The organism is Mesorhizobium sp. M7A.F.Ca.US.011.01.1.1 (assembly GCF_003998295.1).
GTDB lineage: Bacteria > Pseudomonadota > Alphaproteobacteria > Rhizobiales > Rhizobiaceae > Mesorhizobium.
Genome location: NZ_RZRT01000007.1, coordinates 69,249 through 85,997 on the forward strand (window position 1 = coordinate 69,249; position 16,749 = coordinate 85,997).

Below are 16,749 nucleotides of genomic sequence, written 5' to 3' on the forward strand. Positions count from 1 at the left end.
GAGGCCGGCCTCTCAATACGGGCTCGCTACATCCCCAGTCTCGACATACACCGACTTCAGCTGCGAATAGAGTGCCAGTGCCGCCAGTGAATTCTCACGTCCGATGCCTGACTGCTTGAAGCCGCCGAACGGGATTTCCACCGGCGTCAGATTGTAGGCGTTGATCCAGCAAGTGCCAGCCTGCAACTCGGCGATGACGCGGTGGGCGCGCGGCAGGTCGCGCGTGAAGACGCCGGCGGCAAGGCCGAATTCGGTGTCGTTGGCGCGGTCGATCACCTCGTCCTCATCGTCGAACTTCAGCACGCTCATGACAGGCCCGAAAATCTCTTCGCGGGCGATGCGCATTGTGTCGGTGACGCCGGTGAACACCGTCGGCTCGACAAAGAATCCGCCTTGGAAACCCTGCAGCGACGGCACGTTGCCGCCGCAGGCAAGCGTTGCGCCGTCCAGCTTGCCGATTTCGATATAGCCGACCACCTTGTCGTGCTGCGCCTTGGAGACCAGCGGCCCCATCTGGGTTTCGGGATCGAGCGGATCGCCGATGCGGATTTTTTTGGTCCGCTCTATCAGGCGATCGACAAAGCGGCCGTGGATGCCGCTCTGCACGAAGACCCGCGTGCCGTTGGAACAGATCTGGCCGGTCGAATAGAAATTGCCGAGCATGGCGCCGCCAATGGCGTTCTCGATGTCGGCATCGTCGAACACGATCAGCGGCGACTTGCCGCCGAGCTCCATCGTCGCGTGCTTCATTTTTGAGCCGGCCAGCGACAGCACCTTGCGGCCGGTCGGCACCGAGCCGGTCACCGAGACCTTGGCGACGACATCGTGGCCGACAAGCCCGGCGCCGACATCGCCATAGCCCTGCACGACATTGAACAGGCCGTCGGGCAGCCCGGCCTCGCTGTATATCTCGGCCAGCGCCAGCGCCGACAGCGGCGTGTTTTCCGACGGCTTGAATACCATGGCATTGCCCATGGCGAGCGCCGGTGCCGATTTCCAGCCGGCGATCTGGATCGGGTAGTTCCAGGCGCCGATGCCGACACAGACGCCGAGCGCTTCGCGCCTTGTGTAGGCGAAGGGCCCGCCGAGATCGACCGACTCGCCATTGTAGGCGGCGGCGGCGCCGCCGAAATATTCAAGGCAGTCCGCGGCGGAAGGCGCGTCCGCCACCAGCGTTTCCTGGATCGCCTTGCCGGTGTCCAACGTCTCGATGCGGGCGAGGTCGGCATTTCGGGCGCGCAATATGTCGGCGGCGCGGCGCAGGATGCGCCCGCGCTCGACCGGTTTCAGCCGCGCCCAAGCGGGCTGCGCCGCCCGCGCTGCCTCGACGGCGAGTTCCAGCACGTTCGGCGTCGCCGAACGTAGCATGGCGATGGTCTCACCGGTTGCCGGATAGATGACCGGCAGCGGCGCGCCGCCTTCGTCCTCGATGTAGCGTCCATTGACATAGTGCGATGCCGTGGGCTGGGCGCGCATGGTTTTCTCCAGATGTATTCGCTACCAAGTCCGTTCGACAATGCCCTATCGATCCGCGACCTGCCAGCGCGGATTGATCCATGGTTCCTGGTTGGACGGCGCCAGCGGCGTGCGGCCAAGGATGTGGTCGGAAGCCTTTTCGCCGGTCATGATCGAGGGTGCATTGAGATTGCCGTTGGTGACGCGCGGGAAGATCGAGGAATCGGCGACCCGCAATCCTTCGACGCCGATGACCCGGCACTCCGGATCGACGACACTCATCATGTCGTCGGCGCGGCCCATCTTGCAGGTGCCGCAAGGATGGTAGGCGCTCTCTGCGTGATCCCTGATGAAGATGTCGAGATCGTCGTCCGACTGCACGTGGCTGCCCGGCGAGATTTCGTTGCCCCGATAGCGATCGAACGCCGACTGGCCGAAGATCTCGCGCGTCAGCCTTATGCAGTGGCGGAACTCCGCCCAGTCGTCAGGATGCGACATGTAGTTGAAGTGGATCACCGGCTTCGATTTCGGGTCCGGCGAGCGCAGCGTCACCGAGCCGCGCGACTTCGAGCGCATCGGCCCGACATGCGCCTGGAAACCGTGCGACTTGGCCGCGGCCTTGCCGTCATAGCGGACAGCGGCAGGGATGAAATGGTACTGGATGTCGGGGTAGTCGACGCCTGCACGTGAGCGCACGAAGGCCGCCGCCTCAAAGTGGTTGGTGGCGCCAAGCCCGGTCTTGAGGAACAGCCACTGCGCCCCGATGAGCGCTTTCGAGAACGGATTCAGCACCGAATTGAGCGTGATCGGCAGCAATGATTCCTGCTGGATGTAGAGCTCCATATGGTCCTGCAGGTTGCGGCCGACGCCGGGCCTGTCGGCCACCACGGCAATGCCGTTTTCGCGCAAATGCTCGGCCGGGCCGATGCCGGACAGCATCAGGATCTTGGGCGAGTTGATCGATGATGCGGCAACGATCACCTCACGTCGCGCCTTAACGACCTGAATCTGTTTGTTAGCTTCGATCTCGACACCGACGGCGCGTTGATTCTCGATGATCACCCGGCGGGCGAAACCCTTGAGCAGGCTAACGTTCTTGCGTTTGAGAGCTGGCTTCAGATAGGCGGATGCCGCCGACCAGCGGCGGCCGCCGCTTATGGTCTGCTCCATCGGCCCAAAGCCTTCCTGCTTGGCGCCGTTGTAATCGTCGGTCAGTTCGAACCCGGCTTGGCGACCGGCCTCGACGAAGGCGCCGTAGAGCGGATTTTTACGGGAGCCGCGCTGCACATGCAGCGGCCCGCCGTGACCGCGCCAGCCATCCTCGCCGCCGTCCGAGTCCTCCATGCGCTTGAAATAAGGGAGCACGTCGGCGAAGCCCCAGCCGGCCGCACCCTCTTCGGCCCAATGGTCGAAGTCGCGGGCGTGGCCGCGCACATAGACCATGCCGTTGATCGAGGACGAGCCGCCGATGACCTTGCCGCGCGGCGTCGCCAGCACGCGGCCGCCGAGATGCGGTTCCGGCTCGCTGGCAAAACCCCAGTCGTAGAGGCTCATGTTGAGCGGGATCGACAGCGCCGACGGCATCTGGATCAGCGGCCCGATATCGCTGCCGCCGAATTCGATGACGATGACCGAATGCTTGCCGTCCTCGGACAGGCGGTAGGCCATGGCCGAGCCGGCCGAGCCGGAGCCGATGATGACGAAATCCGCTTCAAGCATGGTTCATATGCGCCATAAAGTCGGCGAGCGAGACATTGCCGCCAGTAGCCACAACCAGGACGGTTTTGCCCGCCACATCCACCTCGCCGCCGAGCAGTGCCGCCAGCGAGGCGGCGCCGGACGGTTCGAGCACCAGCTTCATGCGCTCGAAGGCGATCCGCATCGCCCGGCGGACAGACGCGTCGTCGACGGTGATGCCGCGAACACCTGCGGTCTTGACCGCGGCAAACGGCGCGTCGCCTGGCCGTCGCGACATCAGCCCGTCACAGATCGATTTCGGCCCGATTGGCATCGTTTCGATGGCGCCATGCGCCAGTGACGAGCCCATGCCGTTGAAACCTTCCGGCTCGACGCCGATGATCTCAGTGGCGGGCGACAGATAGTGGAAGGCAAGCGAAACGCCGCCGATCAGTCCGCCGCCGCCGACCGAGCAGAACAAAAGATCAGCGCTGGCACCTTTGGCTTCGAGTTGGTCAAGCGCTTCGAGGCCGGCGCCCGCCTGGCCGGCGACGATCTCCGGATCGTCAAATGGATGCAGCAGGGCCAAGCCTTCGGTCTCGGCGATCTCGCGTGCCTTGGCGGCCGCGACTTCCTCGCGCGCGCGCTCGCCGTGGTCGGTCAGCACGACACGAGCGCCATAGCCTGCCGTGGCGTCGCGCTTGGCGGCCGGTGCGTCGATCGGCATGACGATGGTGACCGGAATACCAAGCGCCTGGCCGGCGGCCGCCAGCCCTTGCGCGAAATTGCCGGAGGAGTAGGCGACGACGCCCTTCTTCGCTTCGTCAGCTGAAAGCTGCTTCAGCCGCCAATAGGCACCGCGCACCTTGAACGAGCCGGCCCATTGCAGCGATTCCGGCTTGATGAAGACGCGGGCCGCCCCCGTCTCCCTGGCCAGTGCTGTCGATTCCAGCAGCGGCGTGATCTGCGTCGCCCTGGATGTGACGGCATAGGCCTGCTTGAGATGGTCGAGGGAGGGGACGAGAAGGTCTGACATCATTCGCCTCGCGGATACCTTTTGCTCTCTTCGAGATTGTCGAGGTTCATGTGATTGCGCATGTAACGCTCGGACGCCTTTTGCAGCGGCTGGAAATCCCAGGGATAGTAGGCGCCGTTGCGCAGCGCCGGATAGACGATCCAGCGACGCGCCTGGCTTTCACGCACGGCGGCGTCGAAGCCGGCCATGTCCCAACGCGCCTGGACCTTGTCCATGAATGCCGCCACCAAGGCCACATTGGCCGGGTCCTCGGCCAGATTGTCTCGTTCGAGCGGATCGGCTTCGAGATCGAACAGTTGCGGCTGATCGAGTTCGCAATGGACGAATTTGTATCTGCCGTCGCGGATCGCCACCAAAGGCGCGTTTGAGCCTTCGGCGGCATATTCCATCAGCACCGGCGCGGTGCGCTCAATACCCTTGGTGAGCGGCAGCAGCGACTGGCCGTCGGTCCACGGCGCGATCGCGGCGATGTCGATGCCGGCGAGGTCGCAAAGCGTCGGCGCCACGTCGAGATTGGAAACCGGCGTTTCGATCAGCCCGGCCGGCACACCCTTGCCCGCAATCATCAGCGGCACCCGCGCCGAGCCCTCGAAGAAGCTCATCTTGAACCACAGGCCGCGCTCGCCGAGCATGTCGCCGTGGTCCGAGCAGAACAGGATGATTGTGTCGTCGGCCATGCGGGTGCGCTCGAGAACATCCAGGATCTCGCCCAGCTTGTCGTCGACATAGGAGATGTTGGCGAAATAGCCCTGCCGCGAACGACGCACCTGTTCCGGCGTGATCTCGAAAGAAGGATAGTCGCTGGCGTGGTACAGCCGCTGCGAATGCGCATCCTGCTCGTCATGCGCGATGAACCCGGTTTCCGGATCCAGCGCCTGGCAATACTCATAGAGATCCCAATATTGCTTGCGCGCGACATAGGGATCGTGCGGGTGCGACAGCGATACGGTGAGGCACCAGGGCCGATGGTTCGCATCATCCTGTTCGCGCGAAAGCTGATAGAGCTTCTGCGTGGCCAGGAACACGACCTCGTCGTCATACTCCATCTGGTTGGTGATCTCGGCGACGCCAGCGCCGGTCACCGAACCCAGATTGTGATACCACCAGTCGATACGCTCGCCCGGCTTGCGGTAATCCGGCGTCCAGCCGAAATCGGCAGGATAAATGTCGGTCGTCAGTCGCTCCTCGAAACCGTGCATCTGATCCGGTCCGACGAAATGCATCTTGCCCGACAGGCAGGTGTAGTAGCCGGCGGCGCGCAGATGGTGGGCGAAGGTGGGGATCGATGAGGCGAATTCGGCGGCATTGTCATAGACGCCGGTGCGCGACGGCAACTGCCCGCTCATGAACGAGGCACGGCCCGGGGCGCAGAGCGGCGAGGCGGTGTAGTTGTTGGCAAAGCGCGCCGATCGGGCGGCCAGCGCCTTCAGGTGCGGTGTGTGCAGAAACTCCGCCGGGCCGTCCGGAAACAGGGTTCCGTTGAGCTGGTCGACCATGACGATGAGGAAATTGGGTCGCTTAATTGTCACTTTTTGTACCGCTCGCCGAGTTTTGTTTCGAGATAGTCCTCGACCAGCGCGATCGCGGTCGCGGCATCGGGCACGCCGTCCTTCAGCGCCCGCCTGATGTAGAGCCCGTCGATCATTGCCGCTGTCGCTTCGGCGGCGCGGTCGGCTTCGGCTCTGGGCAAGATGCCGGTCAGCCCACTCATCAGGTTCGAATGCAGCCGCCGCGCATAGACCCTGAGCAGCCGGCGCAACGCCGATGATTTCTGCGCCTCGACATAGAAGGCGAGCCAGGCGGCGATGGTTTCCGGCTGGAACTGGATGTCGGAGAAGTTGACGGCGACCACCGCCGAGACGCGCTCGCGCGCGGTGTTGGCCGAACCAAGGGCGCGCAACGTGTCGGCGGTAAGCTCGGCCAGGATGTGGCGCATCGTCGCCAGCAGCAGCTCGTCCTTGGCGCCGAAATAGTGATGGGCAAGAGCCGATGAAACGCCGGCGCGCCCGGCGATTTCGGACATGGTCACGTCGAGCGAGCCGCGCTCGCCGATCGCCGAGATCGTCGCGTCGATAAGCGCCTTGCGGCGCAGCGGTTCCATTCCGATTTTCGGCATCTTGCAATGATCCCTTTCGAGTAGGATTATTTTTTATTGACGGGTCAATCAACTTAAAAATCAGCACTGGCGTCGCCTGTACCAAGCGATTGTCTGGTTCCAGCCCTTCACGAGGCGAGCAGGATTGTTTATATTTGAACAATAGAGGCGAAATGCGCCGTGGCCCACATGCTAGGCTGGCGCCAAGGATGGAGACCGCCATGACCGCATGCATCGTTGGCTGGGCGCATTCGCGCTTCGGCAAGCTCGAGGGCGAAACGCTCGAAAACCTCATCGTCAAGGTCGCTACGGACGCACTCGACCATGCCGGCATCGGTCCCGACGAGGTCGACGAGATCGTGCTCGGCCACTTCAATGCCGGCTTTTCGGCGCAGGATTTTACCGCCAGCCTGGTGCTGCAGGCCGATGACCGGCTGCGCTTCAAGCCGGCGACGCGCGTCGAGAACGCTTGCGCCACCGGATCGGCGGCGGTCCGCCAGGGCATTCGTGCCATCGACGCGAATGCCGCTCGCATCGTGCTGGTGGTCGGCGCGGAGCAGATGACGACGACGCCGGGGCCGGAGATCGGCAAAAACCTGCTCAAGGCGTCCTATCTGCCCGAGGACGGCGAGACACCGGCGGGTTTCGCTGGCGTCTTCGGCAAGATCGCGCAGGCCTATTTTCAGCGCTACGGCGACCAGTCGGATGCGCTGGCCATGATTGCCGCCAAGAACCACAAGAACGGCGTCGACAATCCCTATGCGCAGATGCGCAAGGATTTCGGCTATGAGTTCTGCCGCCAGGAGAGCGAGAAGAACCCCTTCGTCGCCGGTCCTCTGAAGCGCACCGACTGCTCGCTGGTCTCCGACGGCGCCGCCGCCCTCATTCTCGCCGACACCGCCACGGCGCTTAAGATGCGTCGTGCCGTTGCCTTCCGCGCCAACGAGCATGTGCAGGATTTCCTGCCGATGTCGAAGCGCGACATCCTGACCTTCGAAGGCTGCGAGCAGGCTTGGACCCGGGCGCTCAAGAACGCCGGCGTGACGCTCGACGATCTCTCCTTCGTCGAAACGCATGACTGCTTCACCATTGCCGAACTGATCGAATATGAGGCGATGGGCCTTGCCAAGCCGGGAGAGGGGGCCAAGCTGGCGCTGGACGGCACAACGGCCAGGGATGGTCGCCTGCCGGTCAATCCATCCGGCGGGCTGAAGGCCAAGGGCCATCCGATCGGCGCCACGGGCGTGTCCATGCATGTCTTGACCGCCATGCAGCTTGTCGGCGAGGCTGGCGGCATCCAGGTGCCGGGCGCAAAACTTGGCGGCATCTTCAACATGGGCGGTGCGGCGGTGGCCAACTACGTTTCCATTCTCGACCGGATCAGATAAACCGCCCGCATTTACGGGAGGGTTCATGACAAATCCGGTTCTGATCGAAGTGTTGCGCGGCGCGATCGTCGAGAGCGCGCATCGCGGCTCAGTCGCGGTCTTCGATGGCGACGGCAAGCCTGTCTGGGAGATCGGCGACACGGCCAAGCCGGTGTTTCCGCGCTCCGCCGTCAAGGCGATCCAGGCACTGCCATTGGTCGAAAGCGGGGCGGCGGATGCCTATGGCTTCGGCAACCGCGAACTGGCGCTCGCCTGCGCGTCCCACTCGGGCGAGCCGGCCCATGTCGACCTTGCGCGATCCATGCTGGCCAAGGCCGGGCTGGACGGATCAGCGCTCGAATGCGGCACGCATTGGCCGTCCAATCATGACGCCGAGATTGCGCTCGCCCGCGCCGGCGGCTCGCCGAACGCATTGCACAACAATTGTTCCGGCAAGCACTCCGGCTTCCTCTGCACCTGCGTCCACGCCGGCATTGCGCATCGCGGCTATGTCAAGCCGGGGCACGGCTTGCAGGAAATGGTGCGCGACGCCATGCAGTCGGTGACGGGTGCTGTCCACGGCGTTGATGAGCGAGCCACCGATGGCTGCTCAATCCCGACCTATGCGGTGCCGCTCAGGAGCTTCGCGCTCGGCTTTGCCCGCATGGCCACGACCAATGGTTTTGGTCCCGAGCGAGCCAAGGCCGCGAGGCGGCTGCTGGCCGCCTGCATGGCCGAGCCTTTCTTCGTTGCCGGTACCGGCCGCGAAGATGTCGCGCTGATGCAGGCCGCACCAGGGCGGATTTTCACGAAAGGCGGCGCCGAAGGCGTCCACTGTGCCGCAATTCCGGAACTTGGCCTCGGCATCGCGCTCAAATGCGATGATGGCGCCGGCCGCGCCGGCGAAGCCATGGTTGCCACCGTCCTTGCCAAACTGTTGCGCGCCGACGAGGCCTTGGCGTTCAAGCTGAGCGAATTGGCAAACACGCCCATCAAAAACCGCAACGGTGCCAAGGTCGGGGCGCTGAGGCCGACAGCGGCCCTCAACTGACGTGATTGCGCTCGACGGTCAGATGCGCATAGCCGCTATCGTTTGAGGAGGCGAGATCGCCTGTCACCGGTTCCGCCCAGCGCTGGCCGACAACCGCTCCGTTCAGCGCGCCGTCGATGACATTGTCTGAAATGACGGCCGTACCGGCGCCCTCGACCACGGATACGACGATCCCGGTTCCAGCCTTGCGGATAATGTTGCCGGTGGCCACGACATTGCGCAGATACGGGCCCCAGCCGATCTGCAAGCCATAGAGCGGCGCGTTCTCGATGACATTGTTGGAAACGGTGGTGTCGGCCTCGACACCGATGCCGACGCCAAAGCCCGGCGAGTCGGCAGGGTAGGGGCCGCTGGTCGACAGATTGCGCACAATGTTGCCCGAGCAGACGCCCATGCGGCCGCCTTCGTTGAAATTGACGATCGAGATGCCGTTGGCGGCACCGTCGACGATGTTGTTGCTGATGATGGCGCCTTCGAACGAGAATTCGGAATAGACCGCCGTTTCGCCCGAGCGCGAGCAGGTGTTGCCCGATATCTGCAGGTTGCTGGCGCTGTTGGCCCGGATCGCCGAGAAGGCGCAGTCCGAGACGATGTTGCCCGAGATGACGACATTGCCGGCGCGAAAGGCATTGATGCCGTTGCCGTTCTGCCCGGTTCCGCCGCCGCGTGCCTGGATCCGTTGGACGCGGTTGCCGGTGACCATGGTGCCGTCTTCCGCCGCCTGCCAGCGGTGCACGAGGATGCCGCCATTGGCGCAATCGGAGACGGTGTTGCCCGTGATAGACAGCCCGCCAGCCTCGACCGAGTAAATGCCGGCATCGGCGGCGCCCGATATCTCGCTGCGCTCGACCCGGCCGATCGCGTGTTCCAGCGCCAGCCCGTTCTTGCCGCTGCCGGTGATCTGGCAATTGTCGATGGCGAGGTGCGCGATACGGCGCAGATCGAGCAGCCCCTGCGTGTAATCGCCCATCGTGCGGTTCGAACCATCGAAGACCAGACCGCTAAGTTCGATATGGTCGGCCTGTTCGGCCATGAACAGGTGGCCGTCACCGCCGTAAACGATGCGCGTCGCGCCCGGCACCCCGGAAAGACGCACGCGGCCGGGCAGCGAGAGATTGGAGACGACATAGGTGCCGGGCGGCAGGAATATCGGCATGTCGCGGCTGTTTGCGTCACGCAGCAGTTTGGCGAAGGCCTTGCTCTGATCGTCTGATGTGCCGGGCTGCACGCCGAGGTCGGTGGCATTGATCGAGCCGCGCATCGAGGCTTTCTCGATGCCGGTCAGACTGGCAGTGGCCGCCTTGCCGAGCGCAAGGCCCATGACGGCGAAGCCGGCGGTTCCGGTCAGCAGCGTTCGTCTGTTCAACATCGGCACAGAATCCCAGCGTTCAGCCTTGGCGTCGCAGGAATCGTGCCAGCCGTTCTGTCTCTCCTGCCGAGCGCGCGACAATGGCTTGTCGAGCAGCCTCTGCGGGCCTAAGTTCAGGAAATGAGCAGAGCTTTCACCCGCGAGGAAGACAGCGAAAATGCCATTGCCGGTGTCGGTGAACGGCCAGTCAGCCACCATCGCAATCTGGTGACGGAACGCGGCCTGGCGATGATCGACGAGAATCTTGCCGATCTGCGCGACATACTGGCGAAGGCCGAACGCAAAGCCGACCGCGAGCGCATTGCGGTCGTGTCGCGCGACCTGCGCTATTGGACCGCCCGGCGTGAAAGCGCCGAACTCTCCGTACCGGAGCCGGGCAGCGACCTGATACGCTTCGGCATGGGCGTCACGATCGAGAGCGATGACGGCAGGAAGGTGCATTGGAAGATTGTCGGCGAGGACGAAGCCGATCCGGCCAAGGGTAGCATTTCGCATGTTTCGCCGATGGCCATGGCCCTGTTCGGCAAGAAGGTCGGCGACTTGGCCAGCGTCAACGGCAAGGAATGGGAAATCGTCAAGCTGTCCGAGAGCTAATCCTCGAGCTTGACGACATGGTCGCGGAAGAAAGCCGCGGCTCCAGTTTCATCGATCTCGCCAGCAGCGACCATCAAGACCAGTTGAATGACGTCCTGCTGGTCGGCCTCGACGCTCAATCCGTTGAAATAAAGAAACAGATCGGCCGCTGCAAAGGCAGTACGTTTGTTGCCGTCAACGAACGGATGATTTTTGGCGATGTCGAACAGGTATGCCGCCGCCAGTTCGCAAAGATCCGGATCGCCATAAATCTCTCGCTGCTGTGGACGGGAGAGCGCCGACTCCAGCATGCCTTCATCACGTATGCCTGCCGCCCCGCCGTGCAGGCGCAACTGCTCAGCGTGAAGCGACTCCACGAACTCCCTCAAATGATGCTCGGTCATTTCGCGAGCGCACGGTAGGCAACCTCGTACTTTTTCATCCGCTCGCGTGCGGTCTTCATCTTACGCTCGAATTCCTCGGCGCTGTCTTCGGTGCGACGCAAACGAAGCTCTTCACCTTCCTGAACGATGACGATGCTGTCGCCTGCCTTCATGTTCAGACGATCGAGCAACTCCTTGGGCAGGATCACACCCTCGGAATTGCCGATCTTGCGAATGGTCGTGTTCATGACAGATATCCTGTTGCAACGCAGGTTATAACTCGACCGGCGAGAAGTTGCAACAGATATTATAACAAGTCTAGGCCAGCAGCCGGTCCAGCAGGCGATCCGCTGCTTCCGGTATGACCGTGCCCGGGGGAAAGATCTCTGCCGCACCGGCCTGCCGCACCGCGTCATAGTCTTGCGGCGGGATGACGCCGCCGGCGACGATCAGCATGTCGCCGCGGCCGAGCTTTTTCAGCGCATCGCGCAGTTCGGGGATCAGCGTCAGATGTCCCGCCGCCAGCGACGAGGCGCCGACGATGTGGACGTCCTGTGCGACCGCCAGCCTGGCGATCTCATCGGGTGTCTGGAACATCGCGCCGACGGTGACGTCGAAGCCGAGATCAGCGAAGGCCGTGGCGATGACCTTCTGGCCACGGTCGTGGCCGTCCTGACCCATCTTGGCGACCAGGATGCGCGGCTTGCCGCCGGTCTTCTTCTCGAAGGCGTCAAGCTTGTCCTGCAGACCCTCGACCACGGGATGATCGCCAAGCGCCTTGCGATAGACCCCGGAAATGGTCTGCACCGCAGCGACGTGGCGCCCAAACGCCCTTTCCAACGCGAATGAAATCTCGCCGACCGTGGCATTGGCGCGCGCGGCTCGGATGGCGAATTCCAGCAGGTTTTCATTGCCTTGCGCGGCACGGGTCAGCGCATCGAGCGCGCTTTCGACGGCGGCGACGTCGCGCGTGCCCTTCAGCCGTTGCAGCTTCGACAATTGCCGCGCCCTGACTTCGGCATTGTCGATCTTCAGCACATCGACCTCGATGTCGGTCTCGGGCCGATGGGCGTTGACGCCGACCAGCATCTGCTCGCCGGAATCGATGCGCGCCTGCGTGCGCGCGGCGGCTTCCTCTATGCGCAGCTTGGGAATGCCCTGTTCGGTCGCCGCCGCCATACCGCCGAGCGCCTCGACCTCCTCGATATGGGCAAGGGCGCGCGCCGCCAGATCATGCGTCAGCCGTTCGAGATAGGCCGAACCGCCCCACGGGTCGATGATGCGCGTGGTGCCGGATTCCTTTTGCAGGATGAGCTGGGTGTTGCGGGCGATCCGCGCCGAATGGTCGGTCGGCAGCGCCATCGCCTCGTCGAAGGAATTGGTGTGCAGCGACTGGGTGTGGCCCTGCGTTGCAGCCATTGCCTCGATCATGGTGCGGATGATGTTGTTGTAGGGGTCCTGCGCCGTCAGCGACCAGCCAGAAGTCTGGCAATGGGTGCGCAGCGACAGCGAGCGCTCGTCCTTGGGCGAAAAATTCTTCTGCATCAGGGTCGCCCACAACAGGCGCGCGGCCCGCAGCTTGGCGACCTCCATGAAGAAATTCATGCCGATGGCCCAGAAGAAGGACAGGCGAGGCGCAAAGCGGTCGATGCCGAGGCCCGCCGCGACGCCGGCGCGGGCATACTCGATGCCATCGGCGATCGTGTAGGCGAGCTCAAGGTCGGCCGTCGCGCCGGCCTCCTGCATGTGATAGCCGGAGATCGATATCGAATTGAACTTCGGCATGTTCTTCGATGTGTATGAGAAGATGTCCGACACGATCCGCATCGAAGGTTTCGGCGGATAGATGTAGGTGTTGCGGACCATGAACTCCTTCAAAATGTCGTTCTGGATGGTGCCGGCAAGATCCTTCTGCGCAACGCCCTGTTCTTCCGCCGCGACGATGTAGAGCGCCATGATCGGCAGCACCGCGCCGTTCATCGTCATCGACACCGTCATCTCGCCCAGCGGAATGCCGTCGAACAGTTGCCGCATGTCGAGGATGGAATCGATGGCGACGCCAGCCATTCCGACGTCACCGGCGACGCGCGGATGATCGCTGTCATAGCCGCGATGCGTGGCAAGATCGAAGGCGACCGACAGCCCCTTCTGGCCGGCGGCAAGATTGCGCCGGTAAAAGGCGTTGGAATCTTCGGCCGTCGAGAAGCCGGCATATTGCCGGATCGTCCAGGGCTGCTGGACATACATGGTCGGGTAGGGGCCGCGCACGAAGGGCGGCAGCCCCGGATAGGTGTCGAGATGCGGCAACCCCTTGAGGTCGCTTTGATTGTACAGATGCTTGGCGATGAGGCCTTCGGGCGTCGTACGCTGGCCTTTGACCTCGACGGGTGCGCGGCGTGGCGGGACCCAGCCGATCTGGCCGAAATCCGGGATCAAGAGGCGGCTCCGATCGACTGGTCGATGCGGGCAGGAAACAGGGGTTCGCAGACGGCAACGCCTTCTGTGAAAGCGGGCCGCCTGTCCGCCGTCAGCGTCTCGACCGGGCGTTCGTCTTTCGATGGATAGAGCGTGGTGCCGATGATGGCCCGTTCACCTGTGCGGTAGGCTGCATTGCGCCGCGCCGCCGCCGCGTGGACGCGCTTCTGGACATGTCCGTCCTGAAGGCTGGACAAGACACCGCCCTCGGCTTCGATCGTCTGCAACTCCGCCCAGGCCAGTTCGCACAATTCCGCGGTCAGCGCCTCCACAGCGCCGGAACCATAGGCGGGATCGGTGACATGATCGATATGGCTTTCATTGGCCATGATCAGCTGCGTGTTGCGGGCAACACGACGGGCAAAACCCGCCGGCAGACCATGCGCGATCGTGTGCGGCAGGATGGAGATCGAATCGGCGCCGCCGCACGCCGCGGCAAAGCATGCAATGGTGGTGCGCAGGATGTTGGTCTCCGAGTCCATCGCCGTCATCATGCGAAACGACGTCTCGGCATGGATACTGGCCGTGGATGTCGGGATCGAACAAGCCTCCTGCAGCCGCGCCCAGAGCCTGCGCAGCGCCCGCATCTTGGCTATCGACAGCAACTGGTCCTGGTCGACGCTGAGTGCAAAACCGATATGAGGTGCGGCATAGACAAGCGGCTGCCGCGCCGTCTCGAACATTCTGAGATAGGAGACAGCCGAGGCCAGCATGATGCCAAGTTCCTGCGCTTCCGTAGCGCCGGCATTGTGGAACACGCGCCCGTCAGCTTCCAGCAGCACGCCCGGAACGCCCATCGCGAAGAAATGCGCCAGCGACTGCGGCATGGAGGCCTGCAGCGCCTCGATCGACATGCGCAGCCGACCGGTTCCCGCGAAGATCGCCGCTGGATCGATGCCGAAGGAGAGGTTGAGTTTTGCCGGGTCCGACCGCCGCTTGCTCAGGAAAGCGACCAGCCAGTCGGCCACGGCGCGGCTCCAGGGATGGGCGTCGATGCGGACCTGGACGCGGTTGAGCGGTATGCCGTCCAGCACCGCCTCCAACGCCTCCGCCGTTCTCGGCAAGCCGTAGCCGAACGCGTTCGGCGCCCCCTCGAAGACCAGCGACAATCCCGTGGCACCTTGCGCCACATCCTCCAGCGCTTGGCTTCTGGCGCGGTTGGTGTCGGGATCGTCGACTCGCTGGCTGACGATCCATGGCGATTTCGGGTTTGCGCGCACAATCGGTTCCGCCGCAGTGCTGCGGTCGTAGAGCGGTTCGATACGGATGTTGTCGTCGCTGTGCGAGACCAGCCTTTCCTCGAAGGAAGCGCCTGCCAATGCCTTTTCCGCCAAGGCGAGCCATCGCTGACGCTCGGCGTTCTTGGGTTCCACGTCCTGGATCAAGGCTCCGGCGCCCATCCGTCCTCCTCGTTTCATGCGGCCGCACCAGCCGGGAGTGGTTCAGTCTACGGTCCCCGGTCCGATATCGCAATGCAATGCGCTTTCAGAGACCGGATTCGATCCATCAGATATAGGTCGGTCCGCGTGGACGACGATTGCCAAACAGCGGCAAAATCCGCAAGCTCCAAAAACCCGATTTGAACGAATGGGGCCGATTTGGACGAATGGCCCCGATTTGGACGAATGGCATTGTCGCTGTGCAACGGCCCCACTATACCTGCGGCAAGGCCACTGGCTTAAACACATCAGTTTGCGGAGACCGGACACATGGCTGACGACACCAGTATTTTCATCGGCGCCAGCCGCAAGCCCGACGACAGCTATCAGCGTGCCGAGCAGCTGTTGCTGCAATATGGGAATCGTCATGGCCTGGTGACGGGCGCCACCGGTACCGGCAAGACAGTCACCTTGCAGATCCTGGCCGAAGGATTTTCCAACGCCGGCGTGCCGGTGTTCTGCGCCGACATCAAGGGGGATCTGTCGGGCATCGCGATGATGGGCACGGCACAGGATTTCCTCGTCAAGCGGGCCGAACAGGTCAAGCTCGATCCTTATGACTTCCAGGAATTCCCCGTTATCTTCTGGGACTTGTTCGGCGAGCAGGGTCATCCGATCCGCGCCACGGTTTCGGAAATGGGGCCGTTGTTGCTGTCGCGTCTGATGAACCTGACCGAGGCGCAGGAAGGCATCATGAACATCGCCTTCCGCCTGGCTGACGAGGAAGGTCTGCTGCTGCTCGACATGAAGGACCTGCAGGCGCTGCTCGCCAACATCGCCGAGCGTGCCGACGAGATCGGCTCACGCTACGGCAACGTGACGAAGCCATCGGTCGGGGCGATCCAGCGCACGCTGCTGGTCCTGGAGCAGCAGGGGGCCGCAAATTTCTTCGGCGAACCGGCACTGCGTATCGCCGATATCATGCGCACCACCCGTGACGGACGCGGCGCCATCAGCGTGCTTGCCGCCGACAAGCTGATGATGAATCCGCGGCTCTACGCGACCTTCCTGCTATGGCTGATGTCGGAACTGTTCGAGGTGCTGCCGGAAGTCGGCGACCCCGACAAGCCGAAGCTGGTGTTCTTTTTCGACGAGGCGCATCTTCTGTTCGACGAAGCACCCAAGGTGCTGATCGATCGCGTCGAACAAGTGGTCCGACTGATCCGCTCGAAAGGCGTCGGCGTCTATTTCGTCACGCAGAACCCTTTGGATATCCCTGAAAAGGTTCTGGCCCAGCTCGGCAATCGCGTCCAGCACGCGCTGCGCGCCTATACGCCGCGTGAGCAGCAGGCAGTCCGGACGGCAGCCGAGACGTTCCGGCCAAATCCCGATTTTGACTGCATGACCGCCATTACTCAGCTTGCCACAGGCGAAGCGCTGGTCTCGACGCTGGAGGCCAAGGGTGTTCCGTCCATGGTGCAGCGGACGCTTATCCGCCCGCCATCCTCGCGGCTTGGACCCATAACCGCCGCTGAGCGGCAAAAGCTGATCCAGGAAAGCCCGGTCGCCGGCCAGTACGATCAGGCCGTCGATCGCGAATCGGCTTTCGAAATGCTGCAGAAAAAGGCCAAGGACGCGCAGGATGCCGAAGAGCAGGCCCAGCAGGCCGGCAGCGGCGGCTCGCGCTGGACCATTCCGGGCTTCGGCAATGACGATCCCGCGCGGCAATCCGGTGGCAGGCGCACATCTGCACCGCGCCCGTCCAACCGCCAGACCGTGGCCGAGGCGGCGATCAAGTCGGTGGTGCGCTCAGTTGGCTCGTCGGTCGGAAGGGCAATCGTGCGCGGGATATTGGGGAGTCTGTCGAGGGGACGATGAGCTTCGGATCT

14 protein-coding genes are annotated in these 16,749 nt (G+C 63.4%); 4 read left to right on the forward strand and 10 right to left on the reverse strand.

Annotation, left to right across the window (positions count from 1 at the left end; genetic code table 11):
• Window positions 1-12 precede the first annotated feature (12 nt).
• From betB to betI, 5 genes are read right to left on the reverse strand one after another with little or no spacing between them, the layout of a single operon-like run.
• Complete coding sequence (betB, locus tag EOA13_RS11145) at window positions 13-1,476, reverse strand: betaine-aldehyde dehydrogenase (protein ID WP_127292460.1); 1,464 nt, start codon at window positions 1,474-1,476, stop codon at window positions 13-15.
• A 45-nt stretch (window positions 1,477-1,521) separates the two neighbouring features.
• Complete coding sequence (gene betA / locus EOA13_RS11150) at window positions 1,522-3,174, reverse strand: choline dehydrogenase (protein ID WP_127292463.1); 1,653 nt, start codon at window positions 3,172-3,174, stop codon at window positions 1,522-1,524.
• Window positions 3,167-4,168 (reverse strand): threonine/serine dehydratase, encoded by a 1,002-nt coding sequence (locus EOA13_RS11155; protein ID WP_127292466.1) that lies wholly within the window; start codon window positions 4,166-4,168, stop codon window positions 3,167-3,169. The genes betA and EOA13_RS11155 overlap by 8 nt, the downstream gene beginning before the upstream one ends.
• Window positions 4,168-5,697 carry a choline-sulfatase gene (gene betC, locus EOA13_RS11160; RefSeq protein ID WP_164780054.1) on the reverse strand — a complete coding sequence of 510 codons (1,530 nt, stop codon included), beginning with the start codon at window positions 5,695-5,697 and terminating at the stop codon, window positions 4,168-4,170. The genes EOA13_RS11155 and betC overlap by 1 nt, the downstream gene beginning before the upstream one ends.
• Window positions 5,694-6,284 carry a transcriptional regulator BetI gene (betI, locus tag EOA13_RS11165; RefSeq protein WP_127292469.1) on the reverse strand — a complete coding sequence of 197 codons (591 nt, stop codon included), beginning with the start codon at window positions 6,282-6,284 and terminating at the stop codon, window positions 5,694-5,696. The genes betC and betI overlap by 4 nt, the downstream gene beginning before the upstream one ends.
• Window positions 6,285-6,484: 200 nt before the next feature.
• Between betI and EOA13_RS11170 the strand changes: the two genes are divergently transcribed.
• Together EOA13_RS11170 and EOA13_RS11175 are read left to right on the forward strand one after the other, a co-directional pair.
• Window positions 6,485-7,651 (forward strand): acetyl-CoA acetyltransferase, encoded by a 1,167-nt coding sequence (locus tag EOA13_RS11170; protein ID WP_127292472.1) that lies wholly within the window; start codon window positions 6,485-6,487, stop codon window positions 7,649-7,651.
• A gap of 25 nt (window positions 7,652-7,676) precedes the next feature.
• Window positions 7,677-8,681: an asparaginase gene (locus EOA13_RS11175; protein ID WP_127292474.1), complete on the forward strand. Its 1,005-nt coding sequence runs from the start codon at window positions 7,677-7,679 to the stop codon at window positions 8,679-8,681.
• On the opposite strand, the gene EOA13_RS11180 is transcribed toward EOA13_RS11175, so the two are convergent.
• Window positions 8,674-10,050: a TIGR03808 family TAT-translocated repetitive protein gene (locus EOA13_RS11180; protein WP_127292477.1), complete on the reverse strand. Its 1,377-nt coding sequence runs from the start codon at window positions 10,048-10,050 to the stop codon at window positions 8,674-8,676. The two genes, EOA13_RS11175 and EOA13_RS11180, sit on opposite strands and share 8 nt — an antisense overlap.
• A gap of 120 nt (window positions 10,051-10,170) precedes the next feature.
• On the opposite strand from EOA13_RS11180, the gene greA reads away from it, so the two are divergent.
• Window positions 10,171-10,644: a transcription elongation factor GreA gene (gene greA, locus EOA13_RS11185; RefSeq protein WP_127292480.1), complete on the forward strand. Its 474-nt coding sequence runs from the start codon at window positions 10,171-10,173 to the stop codon at window positions 10,642-10,644.
• Here greA and EOA13_RS11190 read toward each other — a convergent pair.
• The 4 genes from EOA13_RS11190 to EOA13_RS11205 all read right to left on the reverse strand — a co-directional run bounded on the left by EOA13_RS11190 (window position 10,641) and on the right by EOA13_RS11205 (window position 14,881).
• Window positions 10,641-11,027: a type II toxin-antitoxin system death-on-curing family toxin gene (locus tag EOA13_RS11190; protein ID WP_127292483.1), complete on the reverse strand. Its 387-nt coding sequence runs from the start codon at window positions 11,025-11,027 to the stop codon at window positions 10,641-10,643. The two genes, greA and EOA13_RS11190, sit on opposite strands and share 4 nt — an antisense overlap.
• Complete coding sequence (locus EOA13_RS11195) at window positions 11,024-11,254, reverse strand: AbrB/MazE/SpoVT family DNA-binding domain-containing protein (protein ID WP_127292485.1); 231 nt, start codon at window positions 11,252-11,254, stop codon at window positions 11,024-11,026. The genes EOA13_RS11190 and EOA13_RS11195 overlap by 4 nt, the downstream gene beginning before the upstream one ends.
• Before the next feature lie 70 nt (window positions 11,255-11,324).
• Window positions 11,325-13,442, reverse strand: coding sequence for a methylmalonyl-CoA mutase (gene scpA, locus EOA13_RS11200; RefSeq protein WP_127292488.1), 2,118 nt, complete (start codon window positions 13,440-13,442; stop codon window positions 11,325-11,327).
• Window positions 13,439-14,881: a methylmalonyl-CoA mutase subunit beta gene (locus EOA13_RS11205; RefSeq protein ID WP_127292490.1), complete on the reverse strand. Its 1,443-nt coding sequence runs from the start codon at window positions 14,879-14,881 to the stop codon at window positions 13,439-13,441. The genes scpA and EOA13_RS11205 overlap by 4 nt, the downstream gene beginning before the upstream one ends.
• A gap of 309 nt (window positions 14,882-15,190) precedes the next feature.
• Between EOA13_RS11205 and EOA13_RS11210 the strand changes: the two genes are divergently transcribed.
• Complete coding sequence (locus EOA13_RS11210; protein WP_127292492.1) at window positions 15,191-16,738, forward strand: helicase HerA-like C-terminal domain-containing protein; 1,548 nt, start codon at window positions 15,191-15,193, stop codon at window positions 16,736-16,738.
• The last annotated feature ends 11 nt before the right edge of the window (window positions 16,739-16,749 follow it).

Excerpts from the sequence above, each read along its gene's own strand:
- EOA13_RS11175 (WP_127292474.1), top strand. The coding sequence starts at position 7,677 with ATGACAAATCCGGTTCTGATCGAAGTGTTGCGCGGCGCGATCGTCGAG.
- EOA13_RS11195 (WP_127292485.1), bottom strand. The coding sequence starts at position 11,254 with ATGAACACGACCATTCGCAAGATCGGCAATTCCGAGGGTGTGATCCTG.
- betB (WP_127292460.1), bottom strand. The coding sequence starts at position 1,476 with ATGCGCGCCCAGCCCACGGCATCGCACTATGTCAATGGACGCTACATC.
- EOA13_RS11180 (WP_127292477.1), bottom strand. The coding sequence starts at position 10,050 with ATGTTGAACAGACGAACGCTGCTGACCGGAACCGCCGGCTTCGCCGTC.
- greA (WP_127292480.1), top strand. The coding sequence starts at position 10,171 with ATGAGCAGAGCTTTCACCCGCGAGGAAGACAGCGAAAATGCCATTGCC.
- EOA13_RS11155 (WP_127292466.1), bottom strand. The coding sequence starts at position 4,168 with ATGTCAGACCTTCTCGTCCCCTCCCTCGACCATCTCAAGCAGGCCTAT.
- betI (WP_127292469.1), bottom strand. The coding sequence starts at position 6,284 with ATGCCGAAAATCGGAATGGAACCGCTGCGCCGCAAGGCGCTTATCGAC.
- EOA13_RS11190 (WP_127292483.1), bottom strand. The coding sequence starts at position 11,027 with ATGACCGAGCATCATTTGAGGGAGTTCGTGGAGTCGCTTCACGCTGAG.
- EOA13_RS11170 (WP_127292472.1), top strand. The coding sequence starts at position 6,485 with ATGACCGCATGCATCGTTGGCTGGGCGCATTCGCGCTTCGGCAAGCTC.
- betA (WP_127292463.1), bottom strand. The coding sequence starts at position 3,174 with ATGCTTGAAGCGGATTTCGTCATCATCGGCTCCGGCTCGGCCGGCTCG.
- EOA13_RS11205 (WP_127292490.1), bottom strand. The coding sequence starts at position 14,881 with ATGGGCGCCGGAGCCTTGATCCAGGACGTGGAACCCAAGAACGCCGAG.
- EOA13_RS11210 (WP_127292492.1), top strand. The coding sequence starts at position 15,191 with ATGGCTGACGACACCAGTATTTTCATCGGCGCCAGCCGCAAGCCCGAC.